Here is a 15,975-nt window from a genome sequence, read left to right as displayed (position 1 = left end):
CGGACAGCCATCACACACCCCCGACAACACAACGAGAACCCGACACGGGCGCTGACCACACCCAGGTTCTCGTCATGACCATTTCACAGCCCCACTCTTGACGGTTACGCACGTCCGCTGCTCTGGACGGTTGCCCAGACTGGCATTAAGGGCCCTCATTTCATCTGACTTCCAGTCACGCAGCATGCTCCTTGCCTCGGACGCCTTCTCACGTCGCGGTGCTTGCGACAGCATCTCTACTAGTAGAGATGCACCGACGCGCCGCGCCAGGTCAGCATCCACGAAACCCGCTACACCAGTGACACCACATCAGATCGCAGCACGCGGCCACGTCGCGGGTTGCTGGCCACGCCACCAATAAACTATCCACGTCTGGCCCGCCTGACCAGCGAAACGTCTTGCGTCAATCAAGGAGAAGCGACCAGGGGTCCGCTCAGGTTCATGTACAATGAAGGTTTGCAAGCGCCCCGGAGCGTTCCCGAAGGCCGGCCCCTACCACAGACCAGAGCCAAAGTAACGAACCGCGAAAGAACGACCACGACTCATGCACTCCCACAGCAGGCGATCTTGCGGAATCGACGCGGAGTTAAGTCGCAAGAGACCAGGCTTTAAGGAACGGTTAACTTCACGCGAAGGTGCGACATGAAGTTTATCACGTGCCGGATTCAGAGCAATGCCCGAAATGACACTAGTCTTCGCCCTTTTGATCTGGGCTGACACTGTTCGGCGCGTTTGTGATCAAGAATGATCTCGCGGTGCTCCCTGCGCCTTCAGGCCGACACCACCATGCAGTCCTGCCCTGAGACGATTTACCCAGGCGTTGTCCGCCGGTCTACTCGGCCACAAGAACGGCAGCTAGGGCCCACAGGCCCCACACACGAGCGCAGGCAGCAACGCGGTCTCTGCCCGATCGCGACATGGCATCCTGGCAATCGGCTGCTGGACGCGCACCGGTGGCACTTGGTTGCGAGCCCGGACCTGTTCATAGACGGCATCGCGTCGTGCGACCTGCTAGCTGTGGGTATCCGACGCGCAGAGGTTCATTGAGCCCGTTAACCGGCGCGCTTGACACTATTCGGCACGTCGGACACCGCGCTTCAATCGACGCCCCGCAATGCCGGCTGCGGTCGGTGACCGAGGGCCTGATCGAAGATCACAGGCTAGTTCTTGCACTCAATACCTTCGACCTTGGGCGCCCAAAGAGGCCATCATGTCGCCAGTCCGGCCCTACTGCGTCGACGAGTCGACGGCAATGACAATGGCCGCTACTGCGGGTACTACGGTTACAGACCCTTGGGAGATTCACGGCGACATCCGAGGACGCTTCCCCTCGTCTGCTCCATCATCTAACGCTGCCCAGACGCATCCGCCTGTCGCTCGAGGACTGAAGCCAGATCCAACACGTCGCCCTCACCAAGGGGGCCATTTGAGACAAGATGTAAGAACGTGCGACGTTCAATGCCCTTGCTCTCCTCTGGCTTGTCATTCTCACCGCCATGATGATGCACTCTTCGACGTGGCGTGACTGCGGGCATCGAGCACGACAGGTTCCCAAACACGCCAGATGCTCATGCGGAGCGGATACGCGTGTTCAAGCGCCGTTTGGCGACGGCTCCGACGCAAACCCCGCTCCCCTTATCGCTTGTAACAGAGGAGTAATACTTGAAGATCTCAGCGAAGTGCACCAAGCGGATTGTGGCGTCCGCCGGCGCAATCGTCACCATGTCCACAGCAGCCCTCCTTGCCACTGCCTCGCCCGCCTCTGCGGCGGGACCGGGCCAACTGGAGGTTTGCTCCTACGGCAACTACGCGTCATACGTCAAATTCCCATGGCGCGGTGGGCGCACTACCACGATCGTCGACAGGGGAGCTTGCCGGACCTTCTACAACTTCGGTACAAGTAGCACCATCGAGCCCATCGAGGTTCGCGGCATCTACAACACGTCGACGAACACCTTCTGGGTTCAGAACGGCAGCTTCCGACCTAGTAAGGGTGGTGTCGTCGCCACCTACGGCACGACTGCGGCCGGCAACCACTGGGCCCTGACTCCTGCGGTTTGAGATGCTCGACTAGACGAGTAAGTCCTAACTGATCAGTGGTCGTAGGCGATCAGGGATCGCGTGACGGGCTGGCCGGTGGCGCGGTTGTGCCAGATCGCGGCGGTCAGCGCCAGTAGTCGCTGGGAGATGCGGGCGGTGACGCCGTCGATGGTGCGGCCGCCGTGCAGTTCGAGGTCGAGCTGGCCTTTTAGGGTGTCGTTGACTGACTCGATGAGTTGCCGGACGGGTTTGAGCAGGTGCTGGGCCGGGTGTGGGGTGCGGTTGCGGTAGTTCGGGCGTAGTAGCCGCACTCCGCGCTCGGCCAGGTAGGCGTCGAGTTCGCGCGACACGTAGCCCTTGTCCGCGATGATCAGCAGACCGGGGCGGTCGTGCAGGACGGTCTCGTCGTGATCCAGGATCGCCATCAGCACCTGGCGTTCGTCGAGTTTCGGGTTGGCCAGCGCCCAGGTGACCGGCAGCCCGGCCGGGGTACAGATCAGGTGCAGGCGCAGGCCCCAGAAGAACCGCGAGTGCGACGAGCAGTAGCCGTAACCGGCCCAGCCGGCCAACTCCGATCGTCTGGCCGCCTCTCGGGAGCGGGCGCACTCGACCGGTGTGGAGTCGACCACCCAGGTCGCGTCGGTCCACAGATCGGTGTCGACGGCGAGCATCCGGATCACGTGCTTGAGTAGCGGAACTGCGTTGCGCTGCGCAAGTGTTGGTGGCAAAGCGGATTCGGATCGCGGGTCGCTTGTTGTGATCGAATCCCTCGGTCCAGTATTTGCTGGTTGTCCCGGTCGGGCAGGTGGCTTGCTTGCCGTCCCAGTCGATCGCGAAGGCCGTCGTGCCGAAGCCAGCACCATGGACGGCCTGCCGTGTGGTATTCGACCGCACCGGGCCGATAATGGTGACACCGGATCCGGCCCGCGACTCCAGTAACAGCTCGGCCGAGGTGTAGCCGGCGTCGACAAAGTGCTCGGACGGCAGCAGGTTCCTGCGCTCCAGACCACTGTGTACCCGCTCGATCACCACCGCGTCGTTCACCGTCGCATCGGTGGTGACGACGTTGGTGATCAGGTGAGGGCGGTTGACTTCGTCAGGGCCGTCACAGGTCTCGCTGAAGTGAACCTTGTAGCCGTCCCATCCGGCCCCTCGCTTCATCCCGTAGCGGGAGTCGACGTCGTACGGGGAGGTGATCCTGTTTCTGCTGGGCGGAACATCGTCCTTACCGCGCAAGGTCACCTCCTGCGTGTCACTGTCGGCCACGCGGTAGTACTGCTGCAGCCACACGGTCCGCAAGATCATGACCGCCGGAATCTCCCGCAGCCATGGCGGTGCGGCGGGCACGGTGGCTGCTTCCAGCAGGCAGTAGCCGTCGGCACCGACCTGGCGGGCGAGCTCGGCACGTTTGTCCTCGGCGCTGGGCAGCCGGTAGGCATCCGCCCGCACCCCATACCGTTGCTGCCACTGGGGTTCCATCCATCCGCCGAGCCAGTCTGGGGCCGCGACAGCCAGTGCCTCTAACGCCGCTCGCAGCGTTTCACCGACGAATTCCAGGCGGTTGAGCTCTCGGACCGCGGCCAGCACGTGTGTGGAATCGGTACGCTGTCTCCCTTTGGCCGCGACCAAACCCAGCTCGGCCAGCCGTTGAAGCAGAAGGTCGAGGACCGTCTCTTCCAGGCCGTGCGCGAGAAGGCGGTCACGGAACCCGGTGAGCACGGTGAAGTCGAAACCCGCGTGCGAGAGATCCAGTCCCAGCAGGTATTTCCAGTCGATCCGGGACTTCACCGCGTGGGCTGCTTGCCGGTCGGTCAGGTTCTCCGCGAACTGCAACACACTGACCAGGGCGAGCTGTCCGGGAGAGATGCCCGGTCGCCCTCGAACCCCGAAGGCGGACCTGAAGACGTCGTCGTCAAACAGCGGACCCAGCTGGTCACGAACGCTCATTGCCAAGCAGCCCTTGGGAAATGCCGCGCGAGCCACCTGCGCGGTCAACTCGGGGACGTCCGGCCGTGGCTGCATTGACACCAGGTGCTCCGCTCACAGGTAGGCAAGATCAACAAGATGATCACGCACCACGTCAGTCGCGCCACACGCAGGCCTTCCAATTGCGCAACAGGGTCCGTCGATGTAGCTGAAGATCGCGTTCTCGGCCTCGTCGCGGGTGCGCCACGAGTTCCGGTACACGAGTTCGATCTTCAACGTGGAGAAGAAGTTTTCCATCAGCGCGTTGTCGTAGGAGTCGCCGACCGAGCCCATCGACGGCAGGATTCCGTTGTCCGCCAAGCGTTGCGCGAAGCGGATCGAGGTGTAGGTCGAGCCGCGGTCGCACCCGCTGACGCAGTGAAGAAACGAGCGAGCCTCGCCAGGCACTACGAGCATGGCATTGACGCGAAGGAAGCTGCGGCCCGTTTGAGGATCTCCACGTCCTCGCGCAGCCGCTGGTTCTCCCGCCGCAGGGCGGCGAGCTCAGCCTTCTCGTCGCTGCTCAGGCCGCCGTCGTCGCGGGTCCCGGCGTCGCGTTCGGCCTGGCGGACCCACTCGCGCACGGCGGTCTCGGTCAGGTCGAAGTCCTTCGCGACCTGACCNGGCGGCGAGCTCAGCCTTCTCGTCGCTGCTCAGGCCGCCGTCGTCGCGGGTCCCGGCGTCGCGTTCGGCCTGGCGGACCCACTCGCGCACGGCGGTCTCGGTCAGGTCGAAGTCCTTCGCGACCTGACCGATCGAGCGGTCACCACGCTGGCACTGCTCGACGATCTCCGCCTTGAACTCCGGGATGAACGCACGACGAGGACGCCGGGGCCTGTTCGAGCCCGTGGTCTTCATAAAGACATCCAGGGGCAAAACCCCTGATCTCGGGTGTCCGTCAAAACGGGTCAGGCCCACTTGTCAGTACTCGGACTACTGGCCGTGTGCTGCGGGCACCACTACAAACTTGCTTCGTTACGCTGCCTCCTTGGGTTCTGTCAATGGCTTGATCCCAGTCTAGGGCGGTACGCCTGCCCCTCGGTCCCCGTGGTGCATGCTCCTTGCGGATCTCACCGGTTTATTTCACCGAGTGAAAACCGGTGTAGGCAGGTGCTTCGGGGGAAGCTAATGTGACTTCTGTCAGGTTCTTCTGGCTTCGACCGAACGGTCGATGATCTTCTCGCATTAAGGGGTTGCTATGGAGACGTTGGAGCTTGTCAAGCTGATTGAGGACGAGGTCGGCGGATTTTGGTCCGACGGCGCCCTGCTGCCGGGCGGCGGCAATGGAACGGTCATCGTGAACGAGGGCGGTGGCACCTCTGGGTCCGGCGGTTACTGCTGATCTGATGGGTGGGACGTGAAGTAGTTCTCTGCTGAGGCGGTACTGCTTCCGCTTGTTTCCGTTCATGGCCCATTGGTCGTGATGGAGGCGTTGGAGCTGGTAGAGGACGAGGTCGGCAGCTTTGTTGAAGCGTGCTGTGCCTTGGGGATCTTGATCCTTGCGCGACGCATTTCTCGAAATCGGGTAGTTGGCCCGAAAGCTCCAGCGTCCGTAGTTTGCAGTGAGTGTTCGCTGTTGCCCTTCGGTCGGCGCCCCGGCATGAGCTTCACAGCCGGGGCGCCGACCAGTCTGTCAACTATTGACCGACTGGTGAATTTCTATGGTGCGTTGTAGTCATCGATTGCCGCCGTGGCTACAGGTGGCTTTAGGGGGCGGGTCTTCTCGGTAGGATCGACGGTCCTCCATCCTCTCAAAGGCACCGCAATGAAGCCGTGGCACGCGCCGGTCTATCCAAGGCGGTAGGAGTCGGCTCTTTTCTCGATGATGTTGCCGCCGAAGGTGAGCCGGTCGACGATCGCGGCGCAGCGCTGCGAGTAGATGAAGGTCTGGTCCAGCTGGCGAACGACTCGTTGGACGCGATCGCGACGGAGGCCTTCTCCTCCCGCTCTGTCAGAACGAGGAACAGCGGCTCTGCGCCGTAGCGATCCAGCTCCATGTGTTGGGTCGGAGACGAGACGCCGCGCACCCTTTCGGATGGTGTGCCCTGGGTTCTCCGGAGGTAGGTTGTTGGATTCTTGTGCCACTCAATCTTGAGAGGGTGGTATGGGACGACGTGGATATCCGCCGGAGTTCCGGCGGAAGGTGCTGGATCTGATCGAGGCCGGCCGTACGGTCGCCGACGTGGCCAGAGATCTCGAGATCAGCGACCAGACGATCTACACCTGGCGACGACAGGACCGCATCGACCGTGCCTTCGAGCCAGGCCTGAGCAGCGGCGAGAAGGCCGAGCTGACCGCCGTGAAACGCCGGATCACCGTGCTGGAGACTGGCTGCGGGCGACACGCCGCGCCATCGAACTGGTGCGAGGGGTGGTACCCCCAAAGGAGATACGAGGCGGTCAAGGTGATGGCCGCCGAGGGCATCCCGGTATAGGTCGCTTGCCGGGGGTACGTGTCGGTCTCCGGCTACTACAACTGGCTGTCGCGGCCGCCGTCGGCGCGGTCGATCCGGCACGTTTGGCTGACCGACCTGATCACGGAGGTGCACCAGGCCTCCCGTGGTGTCTACGGGTCCCGCCGGGTGCATGCGAAGCTTCGGCTGGGGCGGGGCATCGTAGTCGGGCACGGTGCGGTGGGAACTGCTGATGCGCCGCGCTGGCATCGCCAGCGTGATGGGCCGGCCGAAGCGGCGGCGGGCCAAGCCGCACCTGATCGCCACCGACCTGGTCTATCGTGACTTCACGGTCACGCAGTCGAATCGTAAGTGGCTTACCGATATCACCGAGCATCACACCCGCGAGGGCAAGGTCTACTGCGCGGTTGTGCTCGACGTCTACTCCCGCCGCGTGATGGGCTGGTCGATCGACTCCTTGCCGACGGCGGCGTTGGTGACCAACGCCCCCGGCATGGCCATCGACAGCCGTCGCCCCGGCCGGGGAGCGATCATCCCCGCCGATCAGGGCGCGCAGTACGGCTCATGGGCGTTTACCAAGCGCGCCAAGGATTCCGGGCTCGTGCCGTCGATGAGCAGTGTCGGTGACTGCTACGACAACGCGATGTAGTCGTTCTGGTCACGCATGCAGGTCGAGCTGCTCGACCGCCAGCGCTGGTGCACCCGCATCGAGTTGCCCAACGCGATCTTCGAGTACCTCGAGATCTTCCACAACCGGCAACGTCGCCACAGCAGGCTCGGCATGCTGACCCCAATATAGTACGAGAACGCGGTCATCGCGCCATGAGATCCAGAAGCGCGACTCCACAAAACCCAGGGCACCCCATGGTCTCCATCAAACCCGGTACGGAGCAACCCTCAAATCGAACTCCTCAACCGCCAGCTGGACCAGGCATAAGATCATTCACGCGTCCGCCAGCCAGTGCGTTCATGAGGTGCGGCGAGCAAGGCACTCAACAACCGATCGGAGAAGCCGTCCTTGGCTAGGAACGCATATGCGCCGGCCTCAAGTGCGTTCGAAGCGCACGCGTTGTCGAGACTCATCGCAACGACTGGAATCTTGTGTTGCTGAACGAAAACTCTGAGCAGCGACAGACCTTCTCGTTCTGTAGGCAGCAGAACGTCGACGATCGCGACACCTGGCGAGGTCTCCGTGGCAAGTCGTACGGCCAACTCCTTGCTCCCCGCCTCGCCGACTACTTCGAACTCGTGATGTGCCAATAGGAACGCCCGTACGGCGCTTCGCACCCTCGGGTTGTCGTCGACAATCAGGACGCGGATCACGGTGCCTCCTACAAGCAGCATACTCACCAGAAGTAGACACACCGTCACCGGACGCTGACGAGCGGCGAATGACCACTCTCAACCGCGACGTTTGTCGCGGTTGAGACAGAACTGGATGCGGCCGAGTCCGTGAACTGACTGGTGCACCAGAGACGCGTTGCGCTGTCCAGCGCAGGATTGCGTCGGGCACTACTGCTCAACGGCCAGTTGATGGAACGTCTTTCAGCCTGCTGAGCGCATGCTGCCACAAACATGCATGAGCTGATGGCGCTCTGCGAAAAGGGTCCTGTCGCTGATTACGTGATCAACTTTTGGCTGCGTCAGACTCGGCAGGGAACCTTCTTGCGGAGCAGGTCGAACCCTGCCCTCCCGTACAAGCTTTTCTTGATCGATTCAAACGCGACACGGCGCCTTCCACTGGTCCGGAGTTGTGCTCCATGGTGAGTCCGTTAACAACCGCTGCGCGGTCGCGTGTGAGGCTAGCCGTGAATGAGTGCAACTCCGGGAGGTCATCCGCTCCCACCGCGGCGATCCAGGCGTCGACACGCTCCCCATGCCAGCCGGTCATCATCTCCGCGAAGGACGCGACGTGGTAGGCCGGCCTCTCAAGGCTGAGCTTCGGGCCAGGATCTCGTTGAACCGAGCGCCGTCATGATCGTCGAGGTTGTCGGGATGTTGCAGCATCCAGCGGGTCACGTCTCGGTGTCAAGCACCGGGTTTGATGGAGGGTGTGATTACGCGCTTGGTGTCGGGACGGGTGCGGTTGTGTGCTGGTGGTTGGTCTCGTGTTACACGGGCGGGATCAGGCCGAGTTCGACGTGCAGGCGCCGGTGGCTGTAACAGTCGATGTACTCGGCGACGGCGATCTCGAGGTCGTCGGTGCCGCGCCAGGGTCCCTTGTTGCGGATCGGTTCGGCTTTGACGATCGAGTTGAATGCCTCGGCCACCATGGCGTTGTCGTAGGAATCTCCTTTGCTGCCAACGGATGCCACCGCGCCGGCCTCGGCCAGACGCTGGGTGTAGCGCACCGCGCGGTATTGGGCGAGGTCGGAATGGTGAATCAGGGCGCTGGTGTCCTGCCCGGCGCGGCTGCGGGTCCACAGCCCCATCTCCAGGGCGTCGAGGGCCAGATCGGTGCGCAGTGACGTGGAGAGCTGCCAGTCGACGACGCGGCGGGAGAACACGTGGAGCACGAACGCGGCATAGACTCAGCCGCTGAACGTGCGAACGTAGGTGATGTCGGCGACCCACAGCCGGTTGGGCGCCGGGGCGGCGAACTCCCGCTTGACGAGGTCTGGGCGCGGGTCGCAGCTCTTGCCGCTGCGGGTGGTGCGCGGGGTCTTCAGTCGAGAAATCCCCTGCAGTCCAGTGGCTTTCATCAGGCGGGCGACGATGCAGCGGGCGACCGGAAGCCCGGTGACCCCGCCCTGTCGGGCCAGTTCGGCGTAGATCTTGCGCACGCCGTAGACGCCGTAGTTCGTCTCGTGTACCTCCTTGATCTTCTCGGTGACCACCGCGTCGCGACCGCGCGTGCCGAGGGCGGGCGGGAGCGGGCTGCGTAGTAGGTGCTCGGAGCGATCTTGACGCCGGCTGCGGTCAGCACGGCACAGATCGGCTCGACTCCGAACTCGTGCTTGTGGGCATCGATGTAGTCGACGATCAGCGGGAGGGGCGGTCTAGCTCCGCCGCGAAGAAAGCGGACGCGGACTTCAGGATCCCGTTTGCACGACGCCGTTCCCGGTTCTCCCGCTCCAGCTGCGCGATCCGCTCCGCATCGCTGGTCGTGGTGCCCGGCCGGTCACCGGCATCGATCTCCGCCCGTTTCACCCAGGTCCGCAGCGCCTCCGGGTGGATCCCGAGCTGCTCAGCGATCCGCTTGATCGCCCCGATCGCGGACGCCGGATCCCGGCGGGCCTCCACGACCATCCGGGTCGCCCGCTCACACAGCTCGCCGGGGTACTTCTTCGGCGGGGCCATTGCTCCTCGTCATCCGGGTTTGATGGTCTCCATCAAACCCGGTACGGAACGCTCTTGTGTCCGAGATACCCGCGCGCGACATATGACGTACGCCGCCCAAGCCTGTGGTCCTGTCCCGGTGCTCCTCGAATACCCGACCCAGTCGCGCCCGCAGGCCGATGATTCACGTCGTCTGAACGGGAATAGTGAGTTGCATCAGATGAAGGAGAGATCGAACGGAGGCACAGGGATGACCGGCAACACGTCTCGCGTCACAAAACCGGCGGCTCGCCAGCAGTCCAGGTTGGCCGGTGTTGTACCGAACACCCGTGAGGGGTTCGTTGATCGAGTAAGCAACGTGGTTCTCAAGGGGCACAGGGCAACGGTGACTTGGATCGATCCCGATCTGCTGCCTGGCGTCGACCCCCGTGCGGTCTACGGGGTTGCCGTGGTCGCCTTCAGCGGCGACGACGAGTTGGTCATGGTCGAACTCGACCGCGGAATCGAGGTCCCCGCAGGCACCGTCGAGGACACCGATGAGAGCCTGGAGCACACCGCACGACGGGAAGCCTGGGAAGAGGCCTGTATCACCCTCGGTGAACTGCACCTCGTCCAGCTCATGCGGGTGGAGTGGCGCGACCTCTCCGCCCCGATGGTCTACGTGCCTGTCTATGCAGCGAAGGTTGAGACCATGGCTCCGTTCGAGTGCCGACACGAGACATACGCACGAATTCTCGTCAGCAGCCAGGAGTACGTTGACGTACTCGGCTTCGGCACGAAGCGCGATCGTGAGCAGCTCATCGCCGACGCCAAAACCGCCGTTAACCGCAGCGGCCACGCTCGGATCTTTCGGCGATGACAGCCCTGGTCAGATCGTGGATGGCGACGACGAGATGACCAACCCCTCGCGGACCGCCCAGAGTGCAGCTTGGGTGCGAGAGACAAACCCCAGTTTGGACAGCACATTGCTGACGTGAGTACGCGCGGTGCGTTCGCTGATGACCAACGTGCCTGCGATGTCGCGATTGGACTGTCCTTGTGCGACGAGAACTAAGATCTCACGTTCGCGAGGCGTGAGCGCACTGGCCGACCGATCCGGCGCCACCAGGGTTCGGGTGAGAGTCCTTGCCACTGCAGGATCCAGATGAACCTGTCCTCTGTGAGCGGCACGAACCGCAGCGCTCACCTGATCCGCGTCGGTGTCCTTTAGCAGATAGCCAGAAGCGCCGGCTTCCAAAGCGAGGTGGACGCGTTCGGCTTCACCGAACGACGTGAGGACCACGACCTCGATCTGCGGATACAGGCCCTTGATCACTTTTGTAGCACCGATTCCGTCCAATCTGGGCATGAGCAGGTCCATCAGCACCACCTCGGGAAGGTCCTCCTGCGTGGCACGAACGGCGAGCTCGTCAATCGCCATTTGGCCGTCGATCGCCTCACCGACCACCTCGATGTCTTCGACCAGATCGAAGAACGCGCACATGCCACGACGAACCACAGCGTGGTCATCGACCAGGAACACTCGGATCGTGGTCATCCTGTTACTCCCTATCTGCTTTGGACCGCCGTGACCGTCACCCTTACCGTCGTCGATCCCTCGGGACTGCTGGCAACCTCCAGCTGGCCGCCGATCTGCTGGACTCGCTCTCGCATTCCGGTCAGCCCCATACCGCCGCCGAAGGACACAGCCTCCGGATCAAAGCCAGTGCCGTCGTCCGCCACCTCGATGAGCACGACGTCGCGCACTTCCTCGATGAAAATCGAGATCCTGGTTGGTCGTGCGTGCTTAATGCTGTTGTGCACCGCCTCCTGCACCACCCTGAACAGTTCGGCCTCAGCAGCGTCGTCGAGTGACAGCCTGTAACCAGGAACTTCGACAGTTATCTCCACGCCCTCGCGCGACGCGATGGCCGCGGACTGTTTGCGGATCGCCTCTGCCAAACCGTCCTCACGCAATGCATCAGGGCGCAGCTGGAACAATGAAGCCCGCATCTCCATCAGCGCACCTTGAGTGAGTGAACGAAGCTCGCGCACACCCTTCGCCACCGGCCCGTTCTCGTCGAGACCTTCTCGCTTCAGCGAGAGCTCCACCGCGCGGACGTGCAGGGTCATGGAGAACAGGGCCTGCGACACGGAATCGTGCAACTCACGTGCCAGCCTCGTTCGTTCCTCGAGCGTTGCTTCCTGCGAGGCCTCGTCGATCATGTCCATGACCTCGACTACGCTGAGCTGTTCTTCTCCTGCCACTGCCGTCATCACCATCTGCGCGGACGCCGGTCCTACCGCACCTGCGAGCACGGCTTCGACGTGGCGCAGCAAGGCCGCGTCAGCGTTCTTCTGAGACTTCGGATCGGCATTCACGGCGGCGAAAGTCCTGTCTGCCACACGGACTCCAAGAGCACGGGACACGGTGTGGTACAACGACCCCACCGAGACAGTTTGCTTGCGCAGCATCGCGAGCTGCGAAGGCTCCTCAAGTGCGTTGACGAACTGCACCGCTTGTGCCTGTTCCCGCGGGTTCTGCTTGCCCAGCAGGGAGATGACGACATAACAGCCGACGTTGACCACCATGGTCCAGAACATGCCGTGGCTGATGTTGTCCATCCCTGTGATGCCGAGCAGGTGCTCCGGTCGCAGCGCACGGATTCCGAACGGACCATCGTTCAGGAAGTTGTTCGACAGCCAGCCGACAGCGGCGAAGCTGGGGATCAGCAACGTGTATGCCCACACCACGAAGCCGGCGACTAGCCCCGTGAGAACGCCGTTTCGGTTGCCACCCTTCCAGAACAGGCCTCCGAGGATCGCCGGGGCGAACTGGGCGACGGCGGCGAACGAGATCAATCCCATGGATGCCAATGCCGCGCTCTCCCCGGCGAACCGGAAATACGCGTAGCCCAGCAGCATCACGGCTACGATCGACGCTCGTCGGGAAAACTTGATCAGCTTGGCCAGATCACCCTGATAGGCACTCTTCAACAGGATCGGCACAACGATCGAGTTCGAGACCATGGTCGACAACGCCACGGTCTCGACGATGATCATTCCGGTGGCGGCACTCAGGCCGCCGATGTAGACCAGCAGTGTCAGCAGTTCCAGACCGGCCGCCATTGGAACTGTCAGCACGTACGTGTCAGCGTCACTCCCCGGACCGAACTGCAGCAAGCCGGCGGCAGCTATCGGCAACACGAACACACTGACCGCCAGCATGTACAGTGGGGTCAGCCACATGGCCTGCTTGACATGGGCTTCATCTACGTTCTCGACAACGCCCACCTGCCATTGGCGCGGCAGCAGGATGATCGCGAACATCGACAACACCGTCAACCAGATCCAGGCGCCCGAGGAGTCGCCAAGACCGAACACCTGCGTCAGGCCGGCCTCCGCCGCCTCGGCGAAAAGATCTCCAAAACCGTCATGAAGTCCCCAAGTCACCGCGACTCCGGCCGCGACGAAGGCGACCAGCTTCACCACGGACTCGAAGGCGATCGCGACGACCATGCCTTCATGACGTTCGGTCGCGTCCAGATGCCGGGTACCGAACAGGATCGTGAAGCCTGCGAGCAACAGGGCGACGTACAGCGCGGTGTCCTGGTACACCGGCACAGATGTCAGCGCTGAGTCCGACGTCTCAACCGATGTTCGGCGAATGATCTCGAATGTGGTAGAAACCGCTTTGAGCTGCAGCGCGATGTACGGGATGACACCCACCACAGCAATAGCCGTGACCAGGCAGCCCAACGCGACGCTCTTGCCGTACCGCGCGGAGATGAAGTCCGCGAGCGAGGTAATGCGGTGGCGTCGACAGATGCGAACGATCCGTCTCAGCACCAACCATCCGGCCGCCAGCATGATCGTGGGACCGAGGTAGATCGGCAGGAAGCCGATACCAGTCGCTGCAGCCCGTCCAACGCTCCCATAGTAAGTCCAGGACGTCGCGTAGACCGAAAGTGACAGCGCGTAGATGGTGCCGCGGCCGATGATGCTACGGCCTGAGGCCGCACGACGATCCCCGTAGAAGGCTATTGCGAACAGGATGCCCAGGTAGGCGACGGAAATCCCGACGACGATCCATGTCTGCAACATCGCGGATCACTTGTAGACCCGTACGAGCAGCGCGATCAGCGCGATGATCGCAAGCCAGCCGACGAACAGGTAGAACATCGCGACTGGTACACCCGCGATGGTGTTACCCCTCTCAATGAGGTTCAGCATCGGTGGCAGGATCGACAATGCGGCGAATACACCTACCACCGTCGTCAAGCCTGTGAAACGAGCATCGGAGCGCATCATGTACCACCAAGGCTTGCAAGGGGATGACAGACGACCGGTAGCGTAGGTCGGACGCATTCGGCGTGCGGAGCCTCGCTGGCGTCTCTCACGAAATGTCACAGAATCGCGCCCCCCAAGCCCTTCTCTCCCTGTGTACTCACGCGATCACTCCAGGGCGTAACGGCGTGTAATAGCCGCCGTGGCCACGTCGGTAGCCGACGCCCAGGGCCGAGCGAAGCCGACGAGATCTCGCCAGTTGCGCGGCGTGCCCAGTCCTCTGGCTAGTGGCTCGTCCGAGGTTTCGTCCCGTCGCGATCCGCGAAGTGCCTGGTGAAGCTGCGCCGGGCGATCGCGGTGCCGATGTCCAGCTGGAGTCGGACCGTCGGGGACGCCACACCGTTGATGCAGGTCAGCGCCGAGGATGCGCGCGAGGTGAACCACACGTTCAACGAACGGGGGTTCAACGACTGGAGCCAAGTCCACACCAGGCTCCACTGCAACGAGGGCATCACCAGTTGGGGCGCTTCACGAATGTACATACCGGTTTCGTCCAGCGGCCCGGCATCTCGAATTGGTCACCGCGTCATCTGTGACAACGCCGGACCCACCACAGCGGAGCCGAACACTCACGCCTGCTTGCTGATCGAGGGAGCGAAGTACAACCGGTCGAACGCATTTGAGCCAGGTTCTTCAAGCGCCACGCCGCCAACGCGGCGCATGCAACGATGGTCGGCGGCGTCCGCCAGACCTCTTGACTCCCGCGGCCGGACCACCGAGCAGAACCACACCACGGACCGGTCCCTGACTGTCCAAGGCTCGGAGAAGTCCTCTGGCCACGTGGATGGTGTCGAAGCCCGCCGAACGCATCGAGGTTCTGGGCAGTGATCCATCGACCGTCCTGGCCCACGAGTGCGGCGCTTGCGGGTGCCATGAGGTTCACCCCAGGCAGTGGACACCGAGTTAGCAGGACGAGCGGTTCTGCTGGAAGGATGTCCGTATGCCTCCTCGTAAGCGCCGGTCGTACACGGCTGAGTACAAGGTCGAGGCTGCGCATCGTGTGATCGATTCCGGTCGCACGATCAGTGAGGTTGCCCGCGAGCTGGGGATCGACGCGGGGATGTTGAGCGTCTGGGTCAAAGACGAGCGGCGCCGGATCGCCGCGGCCGAGACGCACGGGGAGAAACCCCTGGAGGCGGCTGAGCATGCCGAGTTGCAGCGGTTGCGCAAACAGGTCGCCGAGCTGGAGAAGGACAACGCGTTCCTGGTAAAAGCCTCGGCGTACTTTGCCGCGATGCAGAAGAACCGGCCCGGTTCGCTCTGATGGCCAAGTACGCCGGCCCCGATGGCATCGCCGGCGTGACCGAGGGCGAGCGGTTCGCTGTCCGGCGCATGGCGCGACTGCTGGACGTGTCGGCCTCTGGCTACTACGCGTATGTGAAGCGGTGTGCCGCAACGGAGTTGACGTCTCGTCAGCAGCGCCGCGCGGACCTGGAGGTGAAGATCGTCCAGGCGCACAAGGACTCCGGCGGCACCTACGGATCGCCGAGGGTCACCGCGGAACTGCGGGATCAGGGCGAGGTGGTCAGCGCCAAGACCATCGCCAAGGTCATGGCCGATATCGGAATCGAGGGCATCAGCCCTCGCACGTTCAAGGCGAGAACGACCGTGACCGACCCGTCCGCGTCGTTCCCGCCGGATCTCGTCGAGCGCGAGTTCGACCAAGGCCGCCTGAACGCCGTGTGGCTCACCGACATCACGTACCTGACCTGCGGTGAGGGCGACATGTTCCTGTGCGCGATCCGCGACGGGCACTCCCGCACAGTGCTCGGCTACAGCGTCGCCGACCACATCGGCGCCCAGATGGTCACCACCGCGATCGAGGCGGCCGTGGCCGCCCAGGTGACGGCATCTGCCCCCGGTACTCACGAACCTGCTTTTGCCTCGGCCCATACGCCATCGCTCCACCTCCCAGTCAGGGTGTTGCGACGATCAGTTGAATCCGCCGAATA

18 protein-coding genes, 2 pseudogenes and 1 other annotated feature are annotated in these 15,975 nt (G+C 63.0%); of the genes and pseudogenes, 9 read left to right on the top strand and 11 right to left on the bottom strand.

Features of this window, described 5'->3' with window-relative positions; translation table 11 throughout:
• Positions 1–1,662: 1,662 nt before the first annotated feature.
• Complete coding sequence (locus LFM09_RS49415) at positions 1,663–2,061, top strand: hypothetical protein (RefSeq protein WP_414103608.1); 399 nt, start codon at positions 1,663–1,665, stop codon at positions 2,059–2,061.
• A 32-nt stretch (positions 2,062–2,093) separates the two neighbouring features.
• Here the strand turns inward: LFM09_RS49415 and LFM09_RS49410 are convergent, their stop codons facing one another.
• From LFM09_RS49410 to LFM09_RS49390, 5 genes and pseudogenes are all read right to left on the bottom strand, one after another.
• Positions 2,094–2,903, bottom strand: a complete 810-nt coding sequence (locus LFM09_RS49410; RefSeq protein ID WP_414103607.1) for an IS982 family transposase — start codon at positions 2,901–2,903, stop codon at positions 2,094–2,096.
• Positions 2,904–3,771: 868 nt separating this feature from the next.
• Positions 3,772–3,987: pseudogene (locus LFM09_RS49405) on the bottom strand (transposase); the annotation flags it as partial.
• 93 nt (positions 3,988–4,080) lie between these two features.
• Positions 4,081–4,422, bottom strand: coding sequence for a transposase (locus LFM09_RS49400; protein ID WP_414103606.1), 342 nt, complete (start codon positions 4,420–4,422; stop codon positions 4,081–4,083).
• On the bottom strand, positions 4,413–4,589 hold the full coding sequence (locus tag LFM09_RS49395) for a transposase (RefSeq protein ID WP_414103609.1): 177 nt from the start codon (positions 4,587–4,589) through the stop codon (positions 4,413–4,415). Before LFM09_RS49395 ends, LFM09_RS49400 begins: the two co-directional genes overlap by 10 nt.
• Positions 4,510–4,863, bottom strand: a complete 354-nt coding sequence (locus tag LFM09_RS49390; RefSeq protein ID WP_414103605.1) for a transposase — start codon at positions 4,861–4,863, stop codon at positions 4,510–4,512. Before LFM09_RS49390 ends, LFM09_RS49395 begins: the two co-directional genes overlap by 80 nt.
• A gap of 340 nt (positions 4,864–5,203) precedes the next feature.
• Here LFM09_RS49390 and LFM09_RS49385 point away from each other — a divergent pair, with 340 nt between their 5' ends.
• The 5 genes from LFM09_RS49385 (at position 5,204) to LFM09_RS49365 (ending at position 7,217) form a co-directional block, all read left to right on the top strand.
• The gene (locus tag LFM09_RS49385; protein ID WP_414103604.1) at positions 5,204–5,347 is read left to right on the top strand and encodes a hypothetical protein; all 144 of its coding nucleotides are present in this window, start codon (positions 5,204–5,206) and stop codon (positions 5,345–5,347) included.
• A gap of 762 nt (positions 5,348–6,109) precedes the next feature.
• Complete coding sequence (locus tag LFM09_RS49380; protein ID WP_414103603.1) at positions 6,110–6,439, top strand: transposase; 330 nt, start codon at positions 6,110–6,112, stop codon at positions 6,437–6,439.
• A gap of 18 nt (positions 6,440–6,457) precedes the next feature.
• Positions 6,458–6,742 (top strand): IS3 family transposase, encoded by a 285-nt coding sequence (locus LFM09_RS49375; protein WP_414103602.1) that lies wholly within the window; start codon positions 6,458–6,460, stop codon positions 6,740–6,742.
• A complete protein-coding gene (locus LFM09_RS49370) occupies positions 6,633–7,067 on the top strand; it encodes a DDE-type integrase/transposase/recombinase (RefSeq protein WP_414103601.1) in 435 nt (144 codons plus the stop codon). Before LFM09_RS49375 ends, LFM09_RS49370 begins: the two co-directional genes overlap by 110 nt.
• A 15-nt stretch (positions 7,068–7,082) precedes the next feature.
• On the top strand, positions 7,083–7,217 hold the full coding sequence (locus tag LFM09_RS49365; protein WP_414103600.1) for an IS3 family transposase: 135 nt from the start codon (positions 7,083–7,085) through the stop codon (positions 7,215–7,217).
• A 140-nt stretch (positions 7,218–7,357) separates the two neighbouring features.
• Here LFM09_RS49365 and LFM09_RS49360 read toward each other — a convergent pair whose 3' ends face one another.
• Positions 7,358–7,741: a response regulator transcription factor gene (locus LFM09_RS49360; RefSeq protein WP_414103599.1), complete on the bottom strand. Its 384-nt coding sequence runs from the start codon at positions 7,739–7,741 to the stop codon at positions 7,358–7,360.
• A 788-nt stretch (positions 7,742–8,529) separates the two neighbouring features.
• Positions 8,530–9,718, bottom strand: a pseudogene (locus LFM09_RS49355) (IS3 family transposase).
• Positions 9,312–9,440: a sequence feature (AL1L pseudoknot), on the bottom strand. It overlaps the preceding pseudogene by 129 nt.
• Before the next feature lie 199 nt (positions 9,719–9,917).
• On the opposite strand from LFM09_RS49355, the gene LFM09_RS49350 reads away from it, so the two are divergent.
• Positions 9,918–10,556, top strand: a complete 639-nt coding sequence (locus LFM09_RS49350; RefSeq protein ID WP_414103598.1) for an NUDIX domain-containing protein — start codon at positions 9,918–9,920, stop codon at positions 10,554–10,556.
• A gap of 9 nt (positions 10,557–10,565) precedes the next feature.
• Here the strand turns inward: LFM09_RS49350 and LFM09_RS49345 are convergent, their stop codons facing one another.
• The 4 genes from LFM09_RS49345 to LFM09_RS49330 form a co-directional block, all read right to left on the bottom strand.
• Complete coding sequence (locus LFM09_RS49345; RefSeq protein WP_414103597.1) at positions 10,566–11,234, bottom strand: response regulator; 669 nt, start codon at positions 11,232–11,234, stop codon at positions 10,566–10,568.
• A gap of 11 nt (positions 11,235–11,245) precedes the next feature.
• Positions 11,246–13,780, bottom strand: a complete 2,535-nt coding sequence (locus tag LFM09_RS49340) for an ATP-binding protein (protein ID WP_414103596.1) — start codon at positions 13,778–13,780, stop codon at positions 11,246–11,248.
• A 6-nt stretch (positions 13,781–13,786) separates the two neighbouring features.
• Positions 13,787–13,909: a hypothetical protein gene (locus LFM09_RS49335; RefSeq protein WP_414103595.1), complete on the bottom strand. Its 123-nt coding sequence runs from the start codon at positions 13,907–13,909 to the stop codon at positions 13,787–13,789.
• A gap of 338 nt (positions 13,910–14,247) precedes the next feature.
• Positions 14,248–14,505 carry a hypothetical protein gene (locus LFM09_RS49330; RefSeq protein ID WP_414103594.1) on the bottom strand — a complete coding sequence of 86 codons (258 nt, stop codon included), beginning with the start codon at positions 14,503–14,505 and terminating at the stop codon, positions 14,248–14,250.
• Between the two features lie 458 nt (positions 14,506–14,963).
• Between LFM09_RS49330 and LFM09_RS49325 the strand changes: the two genes are divergently transcribed.
• Positions 14,964–15,287, top strand: a complete 324-nt coding sequence (locus tag LFM09_RS49325; RefSeq protein WP_414103593.1) for a transposase — start codon at positions 14,964–14,966, stop codon at positions 15,285–15,287.
• A partial coding sequence (locus LFM09_RS49320; protein ID WP_414103592.1) for an IS3 family transposase occupies positions 15,287–15,975 on the top strand: 689 nt, incomplete at its 3' end. The genes LFM09_RS49325 and LFM09_RS49320, both read left to right, overlap by 1 nt.

The organism is Lentzea alba, assembly GCF_047445655.1.
GTDB classification, from domain to species: domain Bacteria; phylum Actinomycetota; class Actinomycetes; order Mycobacteriales; family Pseudonocardiaceae; genus Lentzea; species Lentzea alba_A.
This window is presented reverse-complemented; position numbering and strand designations above follow the sequence as displayed.

What these genes read in the sequence shown, in the direction of transcription:
- LFM09_RS49410 (WP_414103607.1), bottom strand. Translation starts at nt 2,903, where the DNA reads ATGGTGCTGGCTTCGGCACGACGGCCTTCGCGATCGACTGGGACGGCA.
- LFM09_RS49400 (WP_414103606.1), bottom strand. Translation starts at nt 4,422, where the DNA reads ATGCTCGTAGTGCCTGGCGAGGCTCGCTCGTTTCTTCACTGCGTCAGC.
- LFM09_RS49385 (WP_414103604.1), top strand. Translation starts at nt 5,204, where the DNA reads ATGGAGACGTTGGAGCTTGTCAAGCTGATTGAGGACGAGGTCGGCGGA.
- LFM09_RS49380 (WP_414103603.1), top strand. Translation starts at nt 6,110, where the DNA reads ATGGGACGACGTGGATATCCGCCGGAGTTCCGGCGGAAGGTGCTGGAT.
- LFM09_RS49365 (WP_414103600.1), top strand. Translation starts at nt 7,083, where the DNA reads ATGCAGGTCGAGCTGCTCGACCGCCAGCGCTGGTGCACCCGCATCGAG.
- LFM09_RS49350 (WP_414103598.1), top strand. Translation starts at nt 9,918, where the DNA reads ATGAAGGAGAGATCGAACGGAGGCACAGGGATGACCGGCAACACGTCT.
- LFM09_RS49345 (WP_414103597.1), bottom strand. Translation starts at nt 11,234, where the DNA reads ATGACCACGATCCGAGTGTTCCTGGTCGATGACCACGCTGTGGTTCGT.
- LFM09_RS49340 (WP_414103596.1), bottom strand. Translation starts at nt 13,780, where the DNA reads ATGTTGCAGACATGGATCGTCGTCGGGATTTCCGTCGCCTACCTGGGC.
- LFM09_RS49335 (WP_414103595.1), bottom strand. Translation starts at nt 13,909, where the DNA reads ATGCTGAACCTCATTGAGAGGGGTAACACCATCGCGGGTGTACCAGTC.
- LFM09_RS49330 (WP_414103594.1), bottom strand. Translation starts at nt 14,505, where the DNA reads ATGTACATTCGTGAAGCGCCCCAACTGGTGATGCCCTCGTTGCAGTGG.
- LFM09_RS49325 (WP_414103593.1), top strand. Translation starts at nt 14,964, where the DNA reads ATGCCTCCTCGTAAGCGCCGGTCGTACACGGCTGAGTACAAGGTCGAG.